We start from the raw sequence: 21,441 nt of genomic DNA, 5'->3' as shown, positions 1-21,441 counted from the left end.
GAACGCGTGTGCAGGTCATGGGCGTGGTGAATGTGACCGACGATTCGTTTTCCGACGGCGGCAAGTTCATCGACCGTGACCGCGCCGTCGCACATGGGCTGGCGCTCGCTGCCGCCGGCGCCGCGATCATCGATGTGGGCGGGGAATCAACCCGCCCCGGTGCGGTGCGGGTTGACCCTGCCGTGGAGGCGGCCCGCGTCGCTCCCGTGATCGAAGCGCTTGCCTCCCAAGGGATCACCGTCAGCATCGACACCATGCATGCCGACGTGGCAAGGGTTGCCCTGGAAAGCGGCGCGCAGATCGTCAACGACGTGTCCGGCGGCCTGGCCGACCCGAACATGGCGCCCCTGCTCGCCGAGGCGAAGGTGCCGTGGATCCTGATGCACTGGCGTTCGGTCAGTGCCGAGCAGCCTCACCACGCCCCGGGTTACGGCGACGTGGTGACCGAGGTCCGCGCCGAGCTGCTGGCCGCTGTCGATGCCGCGGTCGCCGCGGGTGTCGACCCGCAGCGGTTGATCATCGACCCGGGCCTGGGCTTCGCCAAGACCGCCCAGGACAACTGGGCCTTGCTGCGTGCGCTGCCCGAATTCATCGACACCGGGATCCCGGTGTTGGTGGGTGCGTCACGCAAACGTTTCTTGGGTGCATTGCTGGCCGGGGAGGATGGGACACCGCGGCCACCGGACGGTCGGGAGACCGCCACCGCGGCGATCTCGATGCTGGCCGCCCAGCACGGTGCCTGGGGTGTTCGGGTGCACGATGTGGTGGCCTCCGTCGACGCGCTCGCCGTGCTGGAAGCCTGGGAATCTGGAGGTCGGGTTGGCTGATCGAATTGAGTTGCGCGGCTTGCGGGTTCGCGGCAATCACGGGGTCTTCGACCATGAGCGCCGCGATGGCCAGGAGTTCGTCGTCGACATCACGGCGTGGGTGGACCTGCGCCGCGCGGCGGCCACCGACGATCTGGCCGACACCCTCGACTACGGCGCGCTGGCCCAGCAGGCAGCTGACATCGTCGCGGGCCCGCCGCGCAATTTGATCGAGACGGTCTCCGCCGAGATCGCCGACGCCATCATGACCGACGAGCGTCTGCACGCGGTCGAGGTTGTCGTACACAAGCCCAGCGCCCCGATTCCGCTGGCCTTCGACGATGTCGCGGTGGTGGCCCGGCGGTCCCGCAGGGGCACGCTGTGACCACCACTGTCCTGTCGATCGGGTCGAATCTCGGCGACCGGCTGGCCCGGTTGCAGTCAGTGGTCGACGGCCTCGGGAGTGCGGTACGCGCGGTGTCGCCGGTGTTCGAGACCGACGCCTGGGGCGGAGTCGAGCAGGGCCCGTTCCTCAACGCGGTGCTGATCGCCGATGATCCCGGCCTCGACGGACACGGCTGGCTGTGTCGCGGTCAGCGGCTCGAGCAGGCGGCGGACCGGGTCCGGGAGCAGAAGTGGGGCCCGCGCACCCTCGATGTCGACCTGGTGGCCTGCCATGACGGTGGCGTCGAGGTGCTTTCCCATGACGACGACCTGACGTTGCCGCATCCGCATGCCCACCTGCGCGCGTTCGTCCTGATCCCCTGGTTGGTGGTGGATCCGGATGCAACGCTGACGGTGGCCGGCCGGTCCCGTCGGGTGGCGCACCTGCTGGAGGAGATCGATCCGGCCGAGCGGGCCGGGGTCAGGCGCACCGACCTGGTGCTGGACTTCGGCACCGAACCGGTGGCGGACTGATGGGCCCCACCCGCAAGCGTGACCTGGCCGGCACGGTCGCCGTCGTCGCCATCGTCAGCTACGTGCTGATCGGGGTGCTCTACCGCTGGTTCCCGCCGTTGACATTGTGGACCGGGCTTTCGCTACTGGCGGTCGCGCTCATCGAGGCGGGCTGGGCGTTCTACGTGCGGGCCAAGATCAACGACGGGCAGATCGGGGTCGGCGCGGGCCGGTTGCACCCGCTCACGGTGGCCCGGTCGGTCGTGATCGCCAAGGCCTCGGCCTGGGTAGGCGCCATCGTCGCGGGCTGGTGGATCGGTGTGCTGGTGTACCTGCTGCCCCGCCGCGGCGAACTGCGGGTTGCCGGGGAGGACACTCCCGGCGCGGCGGTGGCAGCGGTCAGTGCCCTGGCTCTGGCCATCGCGGCGGTGTGGCTGCAGCACTGTTGCAAGTCTCCCGAGGAACCGCCGGACAACGGGGACACTGCGCCTGAGTGACGGATTGTCTGAGGTAGTTTGGCCGAATCGCCGCGGTGGTCGCCAGGCTAGATGACCGGTGACGGGTACAGTCGGCGCATGACCGTTCTGCCCCGCGGTGGTCGGCCACGGCGCGGCGGCCGAAGGCCAGGCTGGCTGCTCTTAACGGTATTGCTGGTACTCGCCATTCTGGCCAGTTCCGCATTGGTGTTCACCGATCGCGTCGAGTTGCTGAAGCTCGCAGTCATCCTGGCCCTGTGGGCTGCCGTGGTGGCGGCCTTCGTCTCCGTCATCTACCGGCGTCAGAGTGACCTGGACCAGGCCAAGGCCCGGGACCTGAAGTTCGTCTACGACCTGCAGCTGGATCGGGAGATCTCGGCGCGGCGGGAGTACGAGCTGACCGTCGAGACCGAGCTGCGCCGGGAGCTGGCCTCCGAGTTGCGCGCGCAGGCCGCCGACGAGGTTGCCGCGCTGCGCTCAGAGCTGGCCGCGTTGCGGGCGAACCTGGAGATCCTGTTCGACACGGACCTGGTGCACCGCCCGGCGATCGAGACCGACAAGAGCGCCGTGCGCACCGCGGGCCGGGTGACCGCCAGCCGCCTGGACGTGCCGCCGGTCGAGGTCACCGACATTCGGATTTCGCGGACCGAGGAAAGCCCGATCATCGATGTTCCGGCCGAACCGCATCCGCCGGAGAACGACTGGGCGACCTCGGGTGGTGCGCATCGTCTGCCGTCGCGACCGATGCCTGCCGGTGAACAGGCCCGGCGCCGACGGCGTCAGCAGGAGGCCCCCCGTCAGCAGGAGGCCCCCCGTCAGCCGGAGCCCAGGCCCCAGCCGTGGCCTGAACCACAACCCGTATCTCGGCCAGAACCGCAACCTGCGCCTCGACCTGAGCCCCGACCTGAGCCGCAACCTGCGCCCCGGCCGGAGCCGCAACCCCGACCCGAGCCGCAACCGGCCGCACGCAGGCAGCCCGAGCCGCCGTCGACCTGGGCGCCGCCCCCACCGCCGCCGGCGATGCCGCCGATGCAGCCCTCGCCCACGATCGAAGCCCCTGAACCCGAGCCGGCGAGCACGCCTGCACCGGCAGTCGAGCCTGCGGCCACGGGTTGGCAACCGGCTCCCGCCGAGGGGCAGTGGATTCCCGCCGGCGCCCCCGGCAGCAACTGGGCTGCGCCCATCGCTCAGAACGGCGCCACGACGGAGTATGTCGGCAGGCGTCGCGCACCTGATTCAATGCTCGAAGCAACCCCGCCGGACGCCCCCGAGGCAACGCCGCCGGAGGCCCCCGAACCGGCCCCGGCGCCTGCCGAACCGGCCCCGCCGGCGGCCCCCGCAATGTCGGCGGCTCAGGCTCCCGAGCCGCCCCGTGGCCGGCACTCCGCCGCAGCGGAGATCGCCGATCCCGGCCGCTCCCCGGCGGCACCGGCGTCCCCGGCATTGGCCACAGAATCCTCGCAACCACCGACGCCGCCCCGGCGGGCTTCACGGCACGGCAGCGAAGCGGAACCCGAGCCGGCGAACGGACACCATGCCGACGGACAGTCGGTGAATGAGCTGCTGGCGCGGTTTCAGTCCGGCCCTGCCGAAGGCGGGCGTCGCAGGCGCCGCGAGGAGTGAGCTAGTCTCGTGACGACCGTCCGGTACCCGCAACGCGGGACTGGAACGAGAAGAAACCTATTCATCCTGTGAGGTCGTCTGCGATGGAGCAGCCCCCTGCAAACGGGTGGTCCCCCCCTGAGGGATTGCGTCCTGCCAGGCTCAGCGTCGGCATCATTTCGGCCGGCCGGGTCGGCACGGCGCTCGGCTATGCCCTGGAACGGGTCGAGCACGTGGTGGTGGCGTGCAGCGCGATCTCCGAGGCCTCGCGGCTGCGGGCGCAGCGCCGGCTGCCCGACACCTCGATCCTTCCCGTCCCCGACGTGGCGCAGCGGGCCGAACTCCTGCTGTTGACGGTTCCGGACGCCGAGCTGCCGTCACTGGTATCGGGTCTTGCAGCCACCGGCGTGGTGCGGCCCGGCACGATCGTGGTGCACACTTCCGGCGCCAACGGGGTCGCGGTACTGGCCCCGCTGACCGAGCAGGGGTGCATTCCGTTGGCCATTCACCCGGCGATGACGTTCACCGGCTCCGACGAGGACCTCGCGCGGCTGCCCGATACGTGCTTCGGGATCACCGCGGCCGACGAAGTCGGTTACGCGATCGGTCAGTCGCTGGTGCTGGAGATCGGCGGTGAGCCGTTCCGGGTGCCCGAGCACGCGCGGACGCAGTACCACGCGGCGCTGGCGCATGCCAGCAACCACCTGGTCACCCTGGTGCTCGACGCCGTCGACACCCTGCGGGCCTCACTGCGCGGCGAGGAACTGCTCGGCCAGGAACTTGTCGGCGATGCCCCCGGCGGTCTGCCCGAGCGGGTGGTGGGCCCACTGGCCCGGGCCGCGCTGGAAAATGCGCTCCAACGGGGCCAGGCCGCATTGACCGGACCTGTTGCGCGTGGTGACGCAGCAGCGGTGGCCGCGCATCTGAATGCCCTACGCGCATTGGATTATCAACTGGCCCAGGCGTATCGGGCCGATTCGCTGCGTACCGCCCAACGCGCCCACGCGCCCATGGACGTCTTCGAGGTGCTCTCAGGCACCGGCCCGGAAACCAGCCCTGAAACGAGTCAAGGATGACCCAGAGCAACCCTCCCAAGTTCGTCGCCGGTGAACTGAACGTCTACTCGGCACCTGCCGATGTCGCGGCCGTCACCCGGGCCCTGCGCGCCAGCGGGCGCCGGGTCACCCTCGTACCCACCATGGGTGCGCTGCACGAGGGCCACCTGACGCTGATCCGCGCCGCCAAGCGCGTCCCCGGTGCCGTCGTGGTGGTGTCGATCTTCGTCAACCCGTTGCAGTTCGGGGCCGGAGAGGATCTCGACGCCTACCCGCGCACCCTCGATGAGGACCTGGCCGCGCTGCGTGCCGAAGGGGTCGAGATCGCTTTCACCCCAACCGGTTCGGCAATGTACCCGGACGGCCCGCGGACCAGTGTGCAACCGGGTCCTGCGGGTGGCGAGCTCGAAGGCGCCTCGCGCCCCGGTCATTTCGCCGGTGTGCTGACCGTCGTGCTCAAGCTGCTCCAGATCGTCCGGCCCGACCGGGCCTTCTTCGGCGAAAAGGATTATCAGCAACTGGCATTGATCCGGCAGATGGTCGCCGATCTCAACATCGACGTACAGATCGTCGGAGTTCCCATCGTCCGCGAATCCGACGGACTGGCGATGTCGTCGCGGAATCGATACCTGGACGCCGATGAACGTGAGCAGGCCGGGGCGTTGTCGGCGGCTCTGCTGGCCGGTAAGTACGCCGCGGCCGGCGGCGCGTCGGCCACCATCGATGCGGCCCGGGCCGTGCTCGACGAGGTACCCGCGATCGACGTCGACTACCTGGAGGTGCGGGACCCGATGCTGGGCCCCGCGCCGGGCGAGGGCCAGGCGCGGCTGCTGGTGGCGGCCCGGCTGGGCCGAACCAGGCTGCTGGACAACATCTCTGTCGACATCGGGGCGTCCGCCGGAATCGACGGACACCCTCGCGTCGGCGACGGCGACAATCACGAACTGCCCTGGAGGAACTGATGCAGCGCACCATGCTGAAATCCAAGATCCACCGTGCCACGGTGACGCAGGCCGACCTGCACTACGTGGGCTCGGTGACCATCGACGCCGACTTGATGGAGGCGGCCGACCTGCTCGAAGGCGAGCAGGTGACCATCGTCGACATCGACAACGGTGCCCGGCTGGTGACCTACGCCATCACCGGTGAGCGCGGCACGGGGGTGATCGGGATCAACGGTGCCGCAGCACATCTCATCCACCCCGGCGACCTGGTCATTCTCATCGCCTACGGGGTGATGGAGGACGCCGAAGCTCGCACCTACCAGCCGCGGATCGTGTTCGTGGACGCCGACAACAAGCACATCGACCTCGGTGAACACAGCCACGACCCCGCGTACGTCCCCGCAGATGCGTCCGAACTGATGTCGCCGCGATAATGCTGCTCGCCATCGACGTCCGCAACACCCACACCATGGTCGGACTGATCTCCGGTTCCGGAGACCACGCGAAAGTGGTGCAGCAGTGGCGGATCCGGACCGAATCCGAGGTGACCGCCGATGAGTTGGCGCTCACCATCGACGGCCTGATCGGTGACGACTCCGAGCACCTGACCGGGGCCGCGGGGCTGTCCACCGTGCCTTCGGTGCTGCATGAGGTGCGCTTGATGCTCGAGCAGTACTGGCCCTCTGTGCCGCATGTGCTGATCGAGCCCGGCGTGCGTACCGGTATCCCGTTGCTGGTCGACAACCCCAAGGAAGTCGGCGCCGATCGGATCGTGAATTGCCTTGCCGCCTACCACAAATACGGCACCGCGGCGATCATCGTCGACTTCGGCTCGTCGATCTGCGTCGACGTGGTGTCAGCCAAAGGTGAGTTCCTCGGCGGGGCGATCGCACCCGGTGTACAGGTGTCCTCCGACGCCGCGGCCGCCCGCTCGGCCGCGCTGCGCCGGGTCGAGTTGACCCGTCCGCGGTCGGTGATCGGCAAGAACACCGTGGAATGCATGCAGGCCGGTGCGGTTTTCGGGTTCGCCGGGCTGGTCGACGGACTGGTCAGCCGGATCCGCGAGGACGTCGACGGGTTCTCCGGCAGCGACGTCGCGGTGGTGGCCACCGGCTACACCGCTCCCTTGGTGCTGCCGGACCTGCGCACAGTCGAGCATTACGACCGCCACCTCACCCTCGACGGCCTGCGCCTGGTGTTCGAGCGCAACCGCGACAGCCAGCGGGGCAGGCTCAAGCCGGCCCGGTGACCGGTGTGAGGTTGTGCACACCTGGAGGGCGGTCTGACCCCCACCGGGGAGCGGGTATGCCCTTGAACCGCCAGTCCAGCGGCTCATGGTCGAGTGCCGCCACCTCGTCGGCGTGCAATTGAGCGCCCACGTGTTCATTTAAGCTGGCATTTTGTGAGCCCAGCCGATCGCGACGACGCGTCCCAGTCCCAGGCCGACCTTCCTGAACAATTCCGGATTCGTCAGGCCAAGCGGGAGCGCCTGCTGGCAGAAGGCCGCGAGCCCTATCCGGTGACCGTTCCGCGGACCCATTCGCTGGCCGAACTGCGCGCCGCCTATCCGGATCTGGCCGTCGACACCCAGACCGGCCAGATGGTCGGTGTCTCGGGTCGGGTGGTGTTCGCCCGGAATTCCGGCAAGTTGTGCTTCGCGACCCTGCAGGAGGGCGACGGCACGCAGTTGCAGGCGATGATCAGCCTGGCCCAGGTGGGGCAGGAGTCGCTGGATGCGTGGAAGGCCGACGTCGATCTGGGCGACATCGTGTTCGTCCACGGCGAGGTGATCAGCTCCAAGCGCGGTGAGCTGTCGGTGCTGGCCGATTCGTGGCAGATGGCGGCCAAGGCCTTGCGACCGCTCCCCGTTGCTCACAAGGAAATGAGCGAAGAGGCCCGCGTGCGTCAGCGCTATGTCGATCTCATCGTGCGTCCGGAGGCGCGCAGCATCGCGCGTCAGCGGGTGGCAGTGGTGCGCGCGGTGCGGGCGGCGCTGGAACGGCGCGGTTTCCTCGAGGTCGAGACGCCGATGCTGCAAACGCTGGCCGGCGGGGCGGCGGCACGGCCGTTCATCACCCATTCCAATGCGCTCGACGTTGATCTGTACCTTCGGATTGCACCGGAATTGTTCCTCAAACGCTGCATCGTCGGTGGTTTTGACCGGGTTTTCGAGTTGAATCGGAACTTTCGTAACGAAGGCGTCGATTCCACACACTCGCCGGAATTCTCGATGTTGGAGACATATCAGGCCTACGGTGACTACAACGATTCGGCGCAAGTCACGCGGGAACTCATTCAAGAGGTTGCCGACGAGGCGATCGGCACGCGTCAAGTGCCATTGCCTGATGGCACTGTCTACGATCTCGACGGCCAATGGGACACATTGGAAATGTATCCCTCGCTGTCTGAGGCGCTCGGTGAGGAGATCACGCCCGACACCTCAGTTGAGTACTTGTGGCGTATTGCCGAGGGACTCGAGTTGGAGATTCCGCGGGACCGTGGCTACGGGCACGGAAAATTGGTCGAGGAACTGTGGGAACACACCGTGGGAGAGAAGTTGTGGGCTCCCACGTTCGTGCGCGACTTCCCGGTCGAGACCTCGCCGCTTACCCGGGCTCACCGCAGCATCCCCGGAGTGACCGAGAAATGGGATCTCTACGTGCGGCGTTTCGAACTCGCCACCGGATATTCCGAACTCATCGACCCGGTAATCCAGCGGGAACGATTCGAAGCCCAGGCCCGTGCCGCCGCCGCCGGCGACGACGAGGCAATGGTTCTCGATGACGATTTCCTTGCCGCATTGGAGTACGCGATGCCGCCCACAACGGGTACCGGAATGGGTATCGATCGCTTGTTGATGGCGTTGACGGGGTTGTCTATTCGGGAGACGGTTTTGTTCCCGATTGTTCGCCGTCACAGTAACTAGCCAGTGCAACCGATCCGACTTGATCGACAGGTCGTTGGAAATGTTTGCGTTTTTGTGGCACATTGGGTCGCGGGTGCAGGATACTCAGGTGTAGTCACCAATGCGTATGCAGAAGGGTTCGGTGCGGGGTAATGGCGAAAAAAGTGACCGTCACGTTGGTCGATGATTTCGACGGTGAGGCCACCGCCGATGAGACGGTCGAATTCGGCCTCGACGGTGTTACCTATGAGATCGACCTTTCCTCCAAGAATGCCGCCAAGCTCCGTAACGATCTGAAGCAGTGGGTGGAGGCCGGACGCCGGGTCGGTGGGCGTCGACGCGGACGGGCGGCAGGCCCGGTCCGTGGCCGTGGCGCCATCGATCGAGAGCAGAGTGCCGCCATCCGCGAATGGGCCCGCCGCAACGGGCACAACGTGTCCACCCGTGGCCGGATCCCCGCCGACGTCATCGACGCTTTCCACGCCGCAACATAAACGACTGCAACTTAACCGATAGTTGCCAGCTCCGGACCGGTGAGAATTCCCGGTCCGGAGTTTTTCGCTAGTGGCGAACCGGAAAGCCGTGGATTTCGGAAACGATTCGCCGACCGGCGGCGTTGCTCATCTGCAGAACTACATGTGGACAGCTCGTACCGGGTGATCGCTCTGCGGAACGGACCGCCAACCTCCGCGCCCGGGACGGCCGCCCATTAGAGTGGACGGTAGGTACTACGTGCGGGCTACTGGAAAACCGATAGAACGTGGCCGTACGCGGGTATCGCTAGCGATGGAGAGCAGGTAACCACCGATGTTTGAGAGATTCACCGACCGTGCCCGCAGGGTCGTCGTCCTGGCGCAAGAAGAGGCCCGGATGCTCAACCACAACTACATCGGGACCGAGCACATCCTGTTGGGTCTTATTCACGAGGGCGAGGGCGTAGCCGCCAAGTCGCTGGAGTCGTTGGGCATCTCGCTGGAAGGCGTGCGCAGCCAGGTCGAGGAGATCATCGGCCAGGGCCAGCAGGCCCCGTCCGGGCACATCCCGTTCACGCCGCGCGCCAAGAAGGTGCTGGAGCTGTCCCTGCGCGAGGCGCTGCAGCTTGGCCACAACTACATCGGCACGGAGCACATTCTGCTCGGCCTGATTCGTGAGGGCGAGGGCGTCGCGGCCCAGGTGCTGGTCAAGCTCGGCGCCGAGCTGACCCGCGTGCGCCAGCAGGTCATCCAGCTGCTGAGCGGTTACCAGGGCAAGGAAGCCGCCGAGGCCGGCACCGGTGGTCGTGGTGGCGAGTCTGGCAACCCGTCGACCTCGCTGGTCCTCGACCAGTTCGGCCGTAACCTGACCGCCGCCGCCATGGAGGGCAAGCTCGATCCGGTCATCGGCCGTGAGAAGGAAATCGAGCGGGTCATGCAGGTGCTGAGCCGCCGCACCAAGAACAACCCGGTGCTGATCGGCGAGCCCGGCGTCGGCAAGACCGCCGTCGTCGAGGGCCTGGCGCAGGCCATCGTGCACGGCGAGGTTCCCGAGACGCTCAAGGACAAGCAGCTCTACACCCTGGACCTCGGTTCGCTGGTGGCCGGCAGCCGTTACCGCGGTGACTTCGAGGAGCGCCTCAAGAAGGTGCTGAAGGAGATCAACACCCGCGGCGACATCATCCTGTTCATCGACGAGCTGCACACGCTCGTGGGTGCGGGTGCTGCCGAGGGCGCGATCGACGCCGCGTCGATCCTGAAGCCGAAGCTGGCCCGTGGCGAGCTGCAGACCATCGGTGCCACCACGCTCGACGAGTACCGCAAGTACATCGAGAAGGACGCCGCCCTGGAGCGTCGTTTCCAGCCGGTGCAGGTGGGTGAGCCGACCGTCGAGCACACCATCGAGATCCTCAAGGGTCTGCGTGACCGCTACGAGGCGCACCACCGCGTCTCGATCACCGACGGCGCGCTGGTGGCCGCGGCCACCCTGGCCGACCGGTACATCAACGACCGGTTCCTGCCGGACAAGGCGATCGACCTGATCGACGAGGCCGGCGCCAGGATGCGCATCCGCCGGATGACCGCTCCGCCAGACCTGCGGGAGTTCGACGAGAAGATCGCCGACGCGCGCCGGGAGAAGGAGTCCGCGATCGACGCGCAGGACTTCGAGAAGGCCGCGAGCCTGCGTGATCGCGAGAAGCAGCTGGTCGCCCAGCGCGGTGAGCGTGAGAAGCAGTGGCGCTCAGGCGATCTCGACGTTGTCGCCGAGGTCGATGACGAGCAGATCGCCGAGGTGCTCGGCAACTGGACCGGTATCCCGGTGTTCAAGCTGACCGAGGCCGAGACCACGCGCCTGCTGCGCATGGAGGACGAGCTGCACAAGCGGATCATCGGCCAGGAGGACGCCGTCAAGGCCGTCTCCAAGGCGATCCGGCGTACCCGCGCCGGCCTGAAGGACCCGAAGCGTCCCTCCGGTTCGTTCATCTTCGCCGGCCCGTCCGGTGTCGGTAAGACCGAGCTGTCCAAGGCGCTGGCCAACTTCCTGTTCGGCGACGACGATGCGCTCATCCAGATCGACATGGGCGAGTTCCACGACCGCTTCACCGCGTCGCGGCTGTTCGGTGCCCCTCCGGGCTACGTCGGCTACGAAGAGGGCGGCCAGCTCACCGAGAAGGTGCGCCGCAAGCCGTTCTCGGTCGTGCTGTTCGACGAGATCGAGAAGGCCCACCAGGAGATCTACAACAGCCTGTTGCAGGTCCTGGAAGACGGTCGTCTCACCGACGGTCAGGGCCGCACGGTCGACTTCAAGAACACGGTGTTGATCTTCACCTCGAACCTGGGCACGTCCGACATCTCCAAGGCGGTCGGACTGGGCTTCAGCCAGGGCGGCGGGGAGAACAACTACGAGCGGATGAAGCAGAAGGTCAACGACGAGCTGAAGAAGCACTTCCGGCCTGAGTTCCTCAACCGTATCGATGACATCATCGTGTTCCACCAGCTGACACAGGACGAGATCATCCAGATGGTCGACCTGATGATCGGCCGGGTCGGAAACCAGCTCAAGGCCAAGGACATGGCCATGGAGCTGACCGACAAGGCCAAGTCCCTGCTGGCCAAGCGCGGCTTCGATCCGGTGCTGGGTGCCCGCCCGCTGCGGCGCACCATCCAGCGCGAGATCGAGGACCAGCTCTCCGAGAAGATCCTCTTCGAAGAGCTCGGCCCGGGCCAGTTGGTGACGGTCGACGTCGAGGGTTGGGACGGCGAAGGTGCAGGCGAGAACGCGAAGTTCACGTTCGCCGGCGCGCCCAAGGCGGCCGGCTCCGACGGTCCGGATCTGGCGAAGGCCGGAGCGACCGCCGAATAAGGTCCAAGACGAAAAATGCCCCCGCCGCAACGGCGGGGGCATTTTTCATGCCGGTTTCATACCTGCCGATGCGGAGAACTCCTGCGCGGTGTTTAGGATGCTGGTGTAATCGACAGGCAGAGGAACCTGGTGAGAATCCAGGACGGCCGCGCCACTGTTAACAGTCAGACCCTTACCTGTCACGACACGGACTGGGACGCGAATTCCCGGAAAGGACCGGTATGACTCCCACTGAGGCACGCAAGAGCCACGCCCCCGCGATCGAGCTGTCGGCCACCAAGGCGGTGCTCTGGCTGACCCTGACGGCGTTCATCGCGCTGCTGGCCCTCTACTTCGTCGGGATGGACCAAGGCGCAACCTCGGTTCTGGGCAATAACACCTACGTGCACGAGTTCGTGCACGACGCCCGGCACCTGCTCGGTTTCCCCTGCCACTGATACGCAGCGGAGATCCCGAACAAAATGGAAAAACAGATCATCGGGCGCGGCCTTCTGGCCGGCGCCCTAGCTGGCGTGTTCGCCTTCATCTGGGCCAAGCTGCTGATCGAGCCGATCATCGGTCGGGCAATCGACTTCGAGAACGGTGTCGGTGCAGCGCATGAAGCGGCAGAGCATTCACATGGCGCCGGGGGACATTCCCACGGCGGCGGCGAGAGCGCCGAGGTGTTCACCCGCGGCGTGCAGTCCAACATCGGCATGGGTCTTGGCGTACTGATCTTCAGCGTGGCGATGGGAGCGCTGCTGGCCGTCGTGTTCTGCGCGGTGTACGGCAGGGCCAACCTGTCCGCGCGGGCGTTGGCGGCGCTGACCGCCGGCGGCATGCTGGTCTCGCTGTGGATCGTCCCGGCGCTCAAATACCCGCCGAACCCACCTGCGGTCAGCCTCGAGGAGACCATCCAGCAGCGGACCCTGCTGTACCTGCTGTTGGTGGTGCTCTCGGCCGGGCTGTTCGTGGGCTCGGTCCTGCTGGCGCGTCGACTGACGCCGAGGCTAGGGGTGTGGAATGCCACCCTGGTCGGCGCCGCGGACTACGTGGTGTCGATGGCCGTGGTCTTCCTGATCCTGCCGGGCATCCATGAGACCCCGTCGACGTTCCCTGCCGATGACCTCTACCAGTTCCGGCTGTACTCGCTGGGCACCCAGGTGGTGATCTGGGCGACGATCGGACTGGTGTTTGGGGCGCTGGTGTCGAAGGTGCTCGAGGGCAAGCGACAGGAGCAACTGAACGCGTGAGTGAAGTCGTCCGGCTGACGTTGGTGTCTCATGCCATGACCGACGCCACGGCGGCCGGACGATTTCCCACCGATGAGCCGCTGAATGCGTTGGGCCATCGGCAGGCCGATGCGACCGTCGAACTCGGGGTCGTCGACGCCGCGCACTGCGGCCCCGAGAAGCGGGCCCGCCAGACCGCCGAACTGCTCGGCCTGTCGGCGGCGGTCGAACCCCAACTGGCGGATCTGGACTTCGGGAGCTGGCGCGGAGCTGTACTGAGCGGCGTACAGCCCGCAGACCTGGCGGTCTGGCTGACCGATCCGACCCGGGCGCCCCACGGCGGCGAGTCGGTGGTCGACCTCGTCAACCGGGTGCACGGTTGGATGGACAGCCTGGCCTCGGCGCGGGGACGGCTGGTCGCCGTCACTCACCCCGCGGTGATCCGGGCGGCTATCCTGGTGGCCCTGGATGCCCCGCCAAAATCGTTCTGGCGCATCGATATCGCGCCGATGAGCCGGACCGTGATGAATTTCCGTGGTCAGGCCTGGACGCTGCGGTGCAGCGCTACCTCGTGAGGCCGGTCAGGTCACTGGGGATCGAAACTGTCGATGCGCCACTGTCCGTCGACTTTCTTCAGGCCCACCCGCACGGCGCTCTGACTGGTGGAGGGGTCTGGGTTGTCCGTGCTGGTGGTGACTTGATTGAGGAACACCAAAGCCGCTGCTGTGACGGGGTTGTCGATGGAGATGACGCCGGACTGCACAACGGTTGTCGTGGTCTTGACGTTCTTCTGGCGCGCGGCAGGAAGGACGGTCTGCTGGGTGAAATTCTTGTAGTAGTCGGCGAATGCGCCCGTGGTGACCGCAAGTCCCGCAGCCAGGTCCTGCTCGATGGTGTCGGAGGAGTACGTCATGATCTTGACGGTGTTGGTCGCCGCGGCATCGGTGACGGCCTGCCGTAGGTCAGCCTGATCGGCGAGTGCGGTCGGTGCTGGGCGACTTTTCACGATCAGCTGGATGCCGCCGAGCGCAGTCACGGTGGCGACACCGATGATCAATGCGGCGTTGATGATCCACAGAACCGTCTGGCGGCCCGTCACGATGCGAACTCAACTTTCGAAGTCTTGAAGGTGCCGTCGACTTTCTCGATGGTCATGATCAGTCGCCAGCTTCGAGGGGTCTGGTCAGGGGCGGCGTTGCTCGCTGTCTGTGCGACTGCGGCAACGAGAATCATCGCGCTCTCGGCGCGATCGTCGAAGGACTTCAGCGCCACGGATTTGGTGGTCGCGGTCGTTGTGACACCGCTTCCTTTCAATGTCTGGACGAAAGTGTCACGCTGTGAGGCGAAGTCGTCGCGAAATGCTCCGGTCGAGTTGTCCAAGATCCAATCGACGTCGGTGTCACTGTTCTTTGCACTCACCGACATCATCCGTTCGGTGAAAGACTTGGCGAAATCGGTATACGGCTGCCACTGTGTCGACGTCGCGGCATGAGGGGTGGGGCGCGACCACTGCCACGCCGTGAACACGCCCGCGCCGGTGAGCAACACGAGGAGCGCCAGCATGACGGCCACCGCCGCGGCGGTCCCGCGAGGTGATGCCGCTGGGACGGCGAACTGCGTCGGTGCCTGCGCCATCGGCGCGATCGCGGCCGGCATCGTCATCTGCTGATGGATCGATTGCGGCGCACCGAACACGGCACCGCCGCCGACACTGGCAAGTGCCTGCGCAAGATCTGAGCACTTCGGGTAGCGGTCGGCGGGCGACTTCGCCAATGCTCGCGCGAAAACCGGGTCCAGCCGGGCCAGTTCGGGCCGGAACTGCGACAGGGGAGGCGGCGCCGCACTGAGGTGCTTGCCGATCACGACGGCAGGATTGGAATCGACGAACGGAGGTGTGCCGGCCAGAAGGTGAAACATCGTGGCGGCCAACGCATATTGATCGGCCCGGCCATCCAGTTGGTTACCCAACAGCTGCTCGGGGGCGGCGTAGGCGACGGTGCCCACGGTGGTGTTGGTTGCGGTCAGTCCGCTGATGTCCCCGGTGCGGCGGGCAATGCCGAAGTCGGCGAGCAGGATGCGTTGGTCGGCGTGGTCGCTCTCGCCGAGCAGAATGTTGGCGGGCTTGACGTCGCGGTGCAACATCCCGTGGCCGTGCGCGTAGTCCAGTGCTGAGGCGACCGCGGTGGCGATCGCCGTCGCCTGGGGCAGCGGCAGCCCCGCCGGATACGCCCGCGCCAGAACCGCAGCGTCCTGGCCGCGGACATAGTCCATCGAGATCCACAGTTGGCCGTCGGCCTCGCCGCGGTCGTGCAGGGCGACGATGTTGGGATGCCACAAACTCGAGGCCAGTTCGGCTTCTCGGGTGAACCGGTCGCGGTAGTCGGGATCCTGGGAGGCGCTGGCCGGCAGAATCTTGATGGCCTCCTGGCGGGGCAGGCGCGGGTGCTCGACCAGATAGACCTCGCCCATCCCGCCGGAGCCCAGCGGCTGTATCACCGTGAACCCAGCAAAATTCGACCCCGTCTGCAGCGGCATGCAGCGGATCGTACCGAGCTAACCCACAGGCGCCATGGCGAATGCCCGCTTGGCAATCTGCAACAACCAGCCCGCAGCGGTGGGGCTACGGAACTTCGGCCAGTTCAGCTGGAAACTGAACACCCACGGCTGCCCGGTGTAGTCCACCGCGTACCAGCTGAACGTCAGGTCGCCGGGCAGGTTGCCGCCCTTGGCGCCGATGTACTTCCACTTCGCCGGGTCGGGGTCGATGCCTGGCAGTGCGGAGAGGATGTCCTTCACCGGCGCGGCGGGCCCGTATGCCGAGGCCTGCAGTGCGGCATGCACCCGGCAGATGTCGGCGGCACTGGCGAACCACTCCAGGCCGTCGTTGGAGGCCGGGGTGTGGGTGCGGTACGGATCCGGTTCGTAGGGGCGGGAATTGGTCTGCTGCAGCAGTGCCACCCGGTCAGCGGGGGAGGCGGTCTTCCACTGGTCGCGAAGATTCGGCTCGCCCCAACCAACGGAGAACACCTCGTGCATGGTCGGGAACGGGGTCATGCTGGCCGGATCGTGATGACCTGCGGTCACCAGTGCGTGTTCCACCGCAGCCGGGCCCATCCGCCCGATCAGCAGATCGGTGGCCATGTTGTCGCTGGCCGAGATCATCTGCTGGGCGGCGGTCCGCACGGTGATCTGGGCGCCGGGGGGAAGCTTGTCCAGCCCGGCGGAACCGAGCTTCTTGCCTTCCTTGGTGATCGTGAGGTGGTCGTCCCAGCTCAGCGTCCCGGCCTTGACCGCGTCCGAAACCGCAAGCAGTACATACAGTTTGAAGATGGAGGCCAGAGGCAGCGACATATCGGTGTTGGTGCCCGCGACCTGCTCGCACTTACCGTTGTTGACCTTCGAGACCCGGTAGGAGTACCGCGCCCCCGACTTGGTCAGTTCGGCGTCGATGTCAGACCACTTGTCGATCTTCGGAGGCACGAGCGTGACCTCGAAGCGGTCGACGAGGCCCACGTCGTTGGTCCGCAGCTCGATGTCCTGGGCGACGTTGTAGGACGTCTGCACGTGCAACGTCGCCTGCGCGGCCCCGATGTCCACCGAGTTGACCGTGAACGGGCGGTCCCACCAGATGGAGTCCATCTTGGTGCCGACCAGATCGACCTTCTCGGGTACGGCGAGGGTGCGCACGCCGATGGGGCCGATCGGCCAGTCGGAGTTGAGCATGTCCATGGTCTGCTTGGCCCGCAGACCGGGCGGGGTGATGGTGTCGATGCGCGCGCCGTAGGACACTTCTGCCGCGGGCGCAACGCTCTGCGAACAGCCACAAGCCAGGGCCGCGACGACCGCGGTGATGGCCGTCAGGCCAACCGTGCGGTGCAGCGTCCGGCCGCGGCTACGCCTGGGCAGCGGGCCCTGCAACGTCCAGCACAACCTCGAACTCCAGCAGCGATGCGCCGGTGGCCACAGGGTTGGCGTGCTCGCCCTTGTGTGCCTCGGCGGCGCGGCCCGTGGCCCAGGCCTGGAAGGCCTCCTCGGTTTCCCACTGCGTGACCACGAAGTAACGGTCTTCGCCCTTGACCGGACGCAACAGTTGGAAGCCGAGGAACCCGGGCTGGTTGTCGACGGAGTGTGCACGGTTGGCGAACCGCTTCTCCAGTTCCGGGCCTGCGTTAGGCGGTACCTCAATGGCGTTGATCTTCACGACAGGCATGCCGTTCAGGCTACCGTGAGTGCCCGGCAAGATAACGGGATGGTCACAGATCTGCTCACCCACAGAGGGGGCCGCGGCGAGCCCATAGTCCTGGTGCACGGCTTGATGGGCCGCGGCAGCACATGGTCACGCCAATCGCCGTGGTTGACGGAGCTGGGTGAGGTGTACACCTACGACGCGCCGTGGCACCGCGGGCGCGATGTGGTCGACCCGTATCCGATCAGCACCGAGCGGTTCGTCGCAGATCTCGGCGATGCCGTGGCCGGGCTCGGGCGGCCGGTGATGTTCGTGGGACATTCCATGGGGGCGTTGCATTCCTGGTGTCTGGCAGCGGCCCGCCCGGAACTGGCTCGCGCGGTGGTGGTCGAGGACATGGCCCCCGATTTCCGGGGCCGCACCACCGGCCCGTGGGAGCCGTGGGTGCACGCTCTCCCGGTCGAGTTCGGTTCGGCACAGGAGGTTTACGACGAGTTCGGGCCCGTCGCGGGTCAGTACTTCCTGGAGGCGTTCGATCGGACGGCCACCGGTTGGCGGCTGCACGGGTATCCGCAGTGGTGGCTGGACATCGCTGCCCAGTGGGGGACGCGGGACTACTGGCAGCAGTGGCGGGACGTGCGCGTTCCGACCCTTCTCATGGAGGCGGGCAATTCAGTGGCGCCGCCCGGGCAGATGCGCCGGATGGCCGAGATCGGTCAGGACGCAAGGTATCTGCACGTTCCCGGTGCGGGTCATCTGATCCACGACGACGCGCCCCAGGTGTACCGCGAAGCTGTCACCGGGTTTCTAACGGCGCTCGCCTAGGACGCCTGCGCTCGGCCAGGCCGGCTGGTGTTCGAACCGGCTGCGTATCGCGTCGAGGTCATGGCCAGCGCGATACGTCTCGTAGTCGGGTTGGTCGATGTCGAACAGATCGAGGCGGAACCGCAGGATCTTGCTGCGCCGTGCCGCCCAGCCCACTGCCGCGGCGACCGCGAAGGGCGAGATCAGGATGATCAGAGCGAGTGCAACAGTCATGGCAGTAATGCTTGTCGGGGAAATATCCCGCCAACAGTGGCAGCGCTGACACCTTACGATAAAATGCTGCCATGCTGAGAAGCGTCTCCACGCTGGTGCTCGACGGTCTGGCTGTTTTCGAGTTCGGAGTCATCTGTGAGGTCTTCGGGATCGACCGATCCGCTGACGGCGTACCGAACTTCGACTTCAAGGTGTGTGGTCCCGAGCCGGGCAGGCCGGTGCGGACGTCGGTCGGCGCTACGTTGACGCCCGAACACGGCCTCGACGCCCTGCATGGCGCCGACCTGGTGGCGATCCCGGCGATCGGCACCTCCGATTACCTGCCCGAGGCGTTGGACGCCGTGCGGGCCGCCGCCGATGCGGGCTCGATCATCTTGACCGTGTGCTCGGGCGCGTTCCTGGCGGGTGCGGCGGGTCTGTTGGACGGCAGGCCGTGCACCACGCACTGGATGCACGCCGATGCCTTGGCCCGCAAATATCCCACCGCCAATGTGGATCGCAACGTCCTGTTCGTCGACGACGGCAATCTGATCACCAGCGCAGGCACCGCGGCGGGCATCGACGCGTGCCTGCATCTGGTACGCCGCGAACTCGGCAGTGAGGTGACCAACAAGATCGCCCGGCGAATGGTGGTCCCACCGCAGCGCGATGGCGGGCAGCGTCAGTTCATCGATCAGCCGATTCCGGTCAGGTGTTCGGAAGGCTTTGCGCCGCACCTGGATTGGATCATGGGCAACCTGGACAAGCCGCATACGGTGACGACGTTGGCCAGGCGATCGGCGATGTCCACCCGCACCTTCGCCCGCCGGTTCGTCGAGGAGACCGGTACCACCCCCATGCAGTGGATCACCGATCAGCGGGTGTTGTACGCGCGCCGGCTGCTCGAGGAGTCCGACCTGGACATCGACCGGATCGCCGAGGAGGCCGGGTTCGGCACCGCAACGCTGCTGCGTCATCACTTCCGCCGGCTCATCGGCGTGACACCTTCGGACTACCGGCGCCAATTCTCCTGCGGTGCGGGCGAAGACGCCGTCACGGCGTGATGTGTCAGCCGTCGGGCTGGCAGGCCACGTTGACGTAGACCGTGGTGTGCTGAGCCGAATCGATCCGGTACCCGTCCTCGTCGATGTTGGAATCGGCCAGTCCGTGCAACCCCGTGACCCGGCAGTTCGACAGGGCCGTATTGGCATTGGAGTTGATCTGCACCTGATAGCCGCGGCTCTGGAGGTCCCGCACGGTGTCGGCTGCCGAACCGGTGCCGGACGGTGCGGCATTGGCCGGGGCGGCCAGCCCCAGGCCGACGCCCAGGCCGATTGCCGTACACGCAAACGTCGTTGAGAATTTGCTTGACATGAATCCGTTCTATGTGATGCGCGGCCCAAATGGTGTGCCGCGGAACGGATTCATGCCGATCTCATGTAATTTCGCCTTCCCCGGCGAGTGCGAACCGACCGTCGAGAGTTTGCTCGACCAGGCCGTCGACCAGTAGTGAGTCCAGTGCGCGATCCCGTTGCCCCGTATCGGTGAGCCAGGCCACGTCCAGTTGGGCGCGGGTGACCGGAGTGCTGCTGTCGCGCAGCACATCCAGCAGCTTGCCGCGCACCTGCCGATCGGTTCCGGCGTAGCGCTGCACCTTTCGGGTCATCGTGCCCTCCGGATATCCGGCCGACCGCCAACTGCAGTGGCTCAGTGGGCAGCAGCCGCACTGCGGCGCGCGGGCCGTGCACACCACCGCGCCCAGCTCCATCAGGGCGGCCGAGAACGTCGGTGCGATGGCATCCTCAGGCAGCAGCGCGGCGACATCGTCGAGGTCGCGGGCGCGGGCGGGTGCATCGGCCTGCCCACGCAGAACCCTGGTGAGCACCCGGCGCACGTTGGTGTCGACCACCGGAACGCTGGCCGAATACGCGAAGCAGGCCACCGCACGCGCGGTGTAGGCACCGATGCCGGGCAAGGTCAGCAGGGTCTCGACGTCGGTGGGCACCTCGTCGCCGTATTCGCCCGCGATCACCACGGCACATTCGTGCAGGCGTTTGGCCCGCCGCGGGTACCCCAGCTTGCCCCAGGCCCTCAGCACCTCGGCCGACCCGGCGGCCGCCGTCGCAGACGGGGTGGGCCACCGGTCGATCCAGGCCAGCCAGATCGGCTCGACCCGGGCCACCGGTGTTTGCTGCAGCATGAACTCGCTGACCAGGATCTGCCAGGCGGTCACCCCTTGTCGGCGCCACGGCAGGTCCCGCTGGGCGTCTCTGTACCAGCCGACGAGCTGCTCCGCGTCGATGCTCATCGGCATCTCATGCAAAATGGCTGATATGCCCAATTCGAATCCGGTGTCCGCGTGGAAGGCACTCAAGGACGGTAACGCTCGCTTCGTCGCGGGCGAACCGCAGCATCCCAGCCAGGACATCGCCCGTCGAGCCAAGCTGACACACGGGCAGAAGCCCACCGCCGTGGTGTTCGGCTGCGGCGACAGCCGCGTTGCCGCCGAGCTTCTGTTCGACCAGGGCCTGGGCGACATGTTCGTGGTGCGTACCGCCGGCCACGTGCTCGACAACGCGGTGCTGGGCTCGATCGAATACGCGGTGTCGATCCTGAACGTGCCGCTGATCGTGGTCCTCGGCCATGACAGCTGCGGCGCGGTCCAGGCCGCCATCAACGCCCTCGACGAGGGGGCGATGCCCGGTGGCTACGTGCGCGACATCGTCGAGCGGGTGACCCCGTCGATCCTGATGGGTCGTCATTCCGGCCTGACCCGCGTCGACGAGTTCGAGGCCTACCACGTCAAGGAGACGGTCAACCAGCTGCAGATGCGGTCGGCCGCGATCTCCAACGGTCTCGCTGCGGGGACCCAGGCCATCGTCGGCGCCACCTACCACCTGTCCGACGGTCACGTGGAACTGCGCAGCCATCTGGGCAACATCGGCGAAGCCTGAGAATTTTGCCGCAGCCCCGACACGCCGAGTCGCCTCGGGCAACTGGGAATGA

26 protein-coding genes are annotated in these 21,441 nt (G+C 66.7%); 18 read left to right on the top strand and 8 right to left on the bottom strand.

Features of this window, described 5'->3' with window-relative positions:
- The first annotated feature begins 17 nt into the window (after positions 1 to 17).
- From folP to EYZ64_RS28665, 9 genes are all read left to right on the top strand, one after another.
- Positions 18 to 827 (top strand): dihydropteroate synthase, encoded by an 810-nt coding sequence (folP, locus tag EYZ64_RS28705; RefSeq protein ID WP_210115709.1) that lies wholly within the window; start codon positions 18 to 20, stop codon positions 825 to 827.
- Positions 820 to 1,191 (top strand): dihydroneopterin aldolase, encoded by a 372-nt coding sequence (gene folB / locus EYZ64_RS28700; protein WP_135458987.1) that lies wholly within the window; start codon positions 820 to 822, stop codon positions 1,189 to 1,191. Before folP ends, folB begins: the two co-directional genes overlap by 8 nt.
- Positions 1,188 to 1,724: a 2-amino-4-hydroxy-6-hydroxymethyldihydropteridine diphosphokinase gene (folK, locus tag EYZ64_RS28695; RefSeq protein ID WP_135458984.1), complete on the top strand. Its 537-nt coding sequence runs from the start codon at positions 1,188 to 1,190 to the stop codon at positions 1,722 to 1,724. The genes folB and folK overlap by 4 nt, the downstream gene beginning before the upstream one ends.
- Positions 1,724 to 2,200: a DUF3180 domain-containing protein gene (locus EYZ64_RS28690; RefSeq protein ID WP_135458982.1), complete on the top strand. Its 477-nt coding sequence runs from the start codon at positions 1,724 to 1,726 to the stop codon at positions 2,198 to 2,200. Before folK ends, EYZ64_RS28690 begins: the two co-directional genes overlap by 1 nt.
- A 78-nt stretch (positions 2,201 to 2,278) precedes the next feature.
- Positions 2,279 to 3,802 carry a DUF6779 domain-containing protein gene (locus EYZ64_RS28685; protein ID WP_135458980.1) on the top strand — a complete coding sequence of 508 codons (1,524 nt, stop codon included), beginning with the start codon at positions 2,279 to 2,281 and terminating at the stop codon, positions 3,800 to 3,802.
- An 83-nt stretch (positions 3,803 to 3,885) separates the two neighbouring features.
- Positions 3,886 to 4,857, top strand: a complete 972-nt coding sequence (locus EYZ64_RS28680; RefSeq protein ID WP_135458977.1) for a Rossmann-like and DUF2520 domain-containing protein — start codon at positions 3,886 to 3,888, stop codon at positions 4,855 to 4,857.
- Entirely contained in the window at positions 4,854 to 5,798 is a 945-nt protein-coding gene (panC, locus tag EYZ64_RS28675; RefSeq protein WP_135458975.1) for a pantoate--beta-alanine ligase, read from the top strand. The genes EYZ64_RS28680 and panC overlap by 4 nt, the downstream gene beginning before the upstream one ends.
- Positions 5,798 to 6,214: an aspartate 1-decarboxylase gene (gene panD / locus EYZ64_RS28670; protein ID WP_135458973.1), complete on the top strand. Its 417-nt coding sequence runs from the start codon at positions 5,798 to 5,800 to the stop codon at positions 6,212 to 6,214. Before panC ends, panD begins: the two co-directional genes overlap by 1 nt.
- A complete protein-coding gene (locus EYZ64_RS28665) occupies positions 6,214 to 7,029 on the top strand; it encodes a type III pantothenate kinase (RefSeq protein ID WP_135458971.1) in 816 nt (271 codons plus the stop codon). Before panD ends, EYZ64_RS28665 begins: the two co-directional genes overlap by 1 nt.
- Here the strand turns inward: EYZ64_RS28665 and EYZ64_RS32135 are convergent.
- Entirely contained in the window at positions 7,013 to 7,159 is a 147-nt protein-coding gene (locus EYZ64_RS32135) for a hypothetical protein (protein ID WP_167857648.1), read from the bottom strand. The two genes, EYZ64_RS28665 and EYZ64_RS32135, sit on opposite strands and share 17 nt — an antisense overlap.
- A 23-nt stretch (positions 7,160 to 7,182) precedes the next feature.
- Here EYZ64_RS32135 and lysS point away from each other — a divergent pair, with 23 nt between their 5' ends.
- The 6 genes from lysS to EYZ64_RS28635 all read left to right on the top strand — a co-directional run bounded on the left by lysS (position 7,183) and on the right by EYZ64_RS28635 (position 13,807).
- Positions 7,183 to 8,706 (top strand): lysine--tRNA ligase, encoded by a 1,524-nt coding sequence (gene lysS / locus EYZ64_RS28660; RefSeq protein WP_135458969.1) that lies wholly within the window; start codon positions 7,183 to 7,185, stop codon positions 8,704 to 8,706.
- 131 nt (positions 8,707 to 8,837) lie between these two features.
- The gene (lsr2, locus tag EYZ64_RS28655; protein ID WP_135458967.1) at positions 8,838 to 9,179 is read left to right on the top strand and encodes a histone-like nucleoid-structuring protein Lsr2; all 342 of its coding nucleotides are present in this window, start codon (positions 8,838 to 8,840) and stop codon (positions 9,177 to 9,179) included.
- A gap of 313 nt (positions 9,180 to 9,492) precedes the next feature.
- Positions 9,493 to 12,021, top strand: a complete 2,529-nt coding sequence (gene clpC1, locus EYZ64_RS28650) for an ATP-dependent protease ATP-binding subunit ClpC (RefSeq protein ID WP_135458965.1) — start codon at positions 9,493 to 9,495, stop codon at positions 12,019 to 12,021.
- A gap of 221 nt (positions 12,022 to 12,242) precedes the next feature.
- Entirely contained in the window at positions 12,243 to 12,458 is a 216-nt protein-coding gene (locus EYZ64_RS28645) for a CbtB domain-containing protein (RefSeq protein ID WP_135458963.1), read from the top strand.
- A 24-nt stretch (positions 12,459 to 12,482) separates the two neighbouring features.
- Positions 12,483 to 13,253, top strand: coding sequence for a CbtA family protein (locus tag EYZ64_RS28640; RefSeq protein ID WP_135458961.1), 771 nt, complete (start codon positions 12,483 to 12,485; stop codon positions 13,251 to 13,253).
- The gene (locus EYZ64_RS28635; protein ID WP_135458959.1) at positions 13,250 to 13,807 is read left to right on the top strand and encodes a histidine phosphatase family protein; all 558 of its coding nucleotides are present in this window, start codon (positions 13,250 to 13,252) and stop codon (positions 13,805 to 13,807) included. Before EYZ64_RS28640 ends, EYZ64_RS28635 begins: the two co-directional genes overlap by 4 nt.
- An 11-nt stretch (positions 13,808 to 13,818) precedes the next feature.
- Here the strand turns inward: EYZ64_RS28635 and EYZ64_RS28630 are convergent, their stop codons facing one another.
- From EYZ64_RS28630 to EYZ64_RS28615, 4 genes are read right to left on the bottom strand one after another with little or no spacing between them, the layout of a single operon-like run.
- Positions 13,819 to 14,331 carry a hypothetical protein gene (locus EYZ64_RS28630; RefSeq protein WP_135458957.1) on the bottom strand — a complete coding sequence of 171 codons (513 nt, stop codon included), beginning with the start codon at positions 14,329 to 14,331 and terminating at the stop codon, positions 13,819 to 13,821.
- The gene (locus EYZ64_RS28625; RefSeq protein WP_135458955.1) at positions 14,328 to 15,767 is read right to left on the bottom strand and encodes a serine/threonine-protein kinase; all 1,440 of its coding nucleotides are present in this window, start codon (positions 15,765 to 15,767) and stop codon (positions 14,328 to 14,330) included. Before EYZ64_RS28625 ends, EYZ64_RS28630 begins: the two co-directional genes overlap by 4 nt.
- 18 nt (positions 15,768 to 15,785) lie before the next feature.
- Positions 15,786 to 17,150: a serine hydrolase gene (locus EYZ64_RS28620; protein WP_210115592.1), complete on the bottom strand. Its 1,365-nt coding sequence runs from the start codon at positions 17,148 to 17,150 to the stop codon at positions 15,786 to 15,788.
- Positions 17,125 to 17,442 carry an antibiotic biosynthesis monooxygenase family protein gene (locus EYZ64_RS28615; protein ID WP_064883921.1) on the bottom strand — a complete coding sequence of 106 codons (318 nt, stop codon included), beginning with the start codon at positions 17,440 to 17,442 and terminating at the stop codon, positions 17,125 to 17,127. Before EYZ64_RS28615 ends, EYZ64_RS28620 begins: the two co-directional genes overlap by 26 nt.
- Positions 17,443 to 17,481: 39 nt before the next feature.
- Here EYZ64_RS28615 and EYZ64_RS28610 point away from each other — a divergent pair, with 39 nt between their 5' ends.
- Complete coding sequence (locus EYZ64_RS28610; RefSeq protein WP_135458953.1) at positions 17,482 to 18,243, top strand: alpha/beta fold hydrolase; 762 nt, start codon at positions 17,482 to 17,484, stop codon at positions 18,241 to 18,243.
- Here the strand turns inward: EYZ64_RS28610 and EYZ64_RS28605 are convergent.
- A complete protein-coding gene (locus EYZ64_RS28605; RefSeq protein WP_135458951.1) occupies positions 18,226 to 18,456 on the bottom strand; it encodes a hypothetical protein in 231 nt (76 codons plus the stop codon). The two genes, EYZ64_RS28610 and EYZ64_RS28605, sit on opposite strands and share 18 nt — an antisense overlap.
- 71 nt (positions 18,457 to 18,527) lie before the next feature.
- Between EYZ64_RS28605 and EYZ64_RS28600 the strand changes: the two genes are divergently transcribed.
- Complete coding sequence (locus tag EYZ64_RS28600; RefSeq protein ID WP_135458949.1) at positions 18,528 to 19,499, top strand: GlxA family transcriptional regulator; 972 nt, start codon at positions 18,528 to 18,530, stop codon at positions 19,497 to 19,499.
- A 4-nt stretch (positions 19,500 to 19,503) separates the two neighbouring features.
- On the opposite strand, the gene EYZ64_RS28595 is transcribed toward EYZ64_RS28600, so the two are convergent.
- Both EYZ64_RS28595 and EYZ64_RS28590 read right to left on the bottom strand, forming a co-directional pair.
- Positions 19,504 to 19,809, bottom strand: a complete 306-nt coding sequence (locus EYZ64_RS28595) for a hypothetical protein (protein ID WP_135458947.1) — start codon at positions 19,807 to 19,809, stop codon at positions 19,504 to 19,506.
- A 61-nt stretch (positions 19,810 to 19,870) separates the two neighbouring features.
- Positions 19,871 to 20,743 carry an HhH-GPD family protein gene (locus tag EYZ64_RS28590; protein WP_135458945.1) on the bottom strand — a complete coding sequence of 291 codons (873 nt, stop codon included), beginning with the start codon at positions 20,741 to 20,743 and terminating at the stop codon, positions 19,871 to 19,873.
- Positions 20,744 to 20,768: 25 nt separating this feature from the next.
- Here EYZ64_RS28590 and EYZ64_RS28585 point away from each other — a divergent pair, with 25 nt between their 5' ends.
- On the top strand, positions 20,769 to 21,389 hold the full coding sequence (locus EYZ64_RS28585; RefSeq protein WP_135458943.1) for a carbonic anhydrase: 621 nt from the start codon (positions 20,769 to 20,771) through the stop codon (positions 21,387 to 21,389).
- Positions 21,390 to 21,441 lie beyond the last annotated feature (52 nt).

The organism is Mycobacterium sp. DL99, assembly GCF_004762045.1.
Taxonomy (GTDB): Bacteria; Actinomycetota; Actinomycetes; order Mycobacteriales; family Mycobacteriaceae; genus Mycobacterium.
The sequence above is the reverse complement of the archived record's forward strand: the minus strand, read 5'-3'. Positions and strand labels throughout refer to the sequence as shown.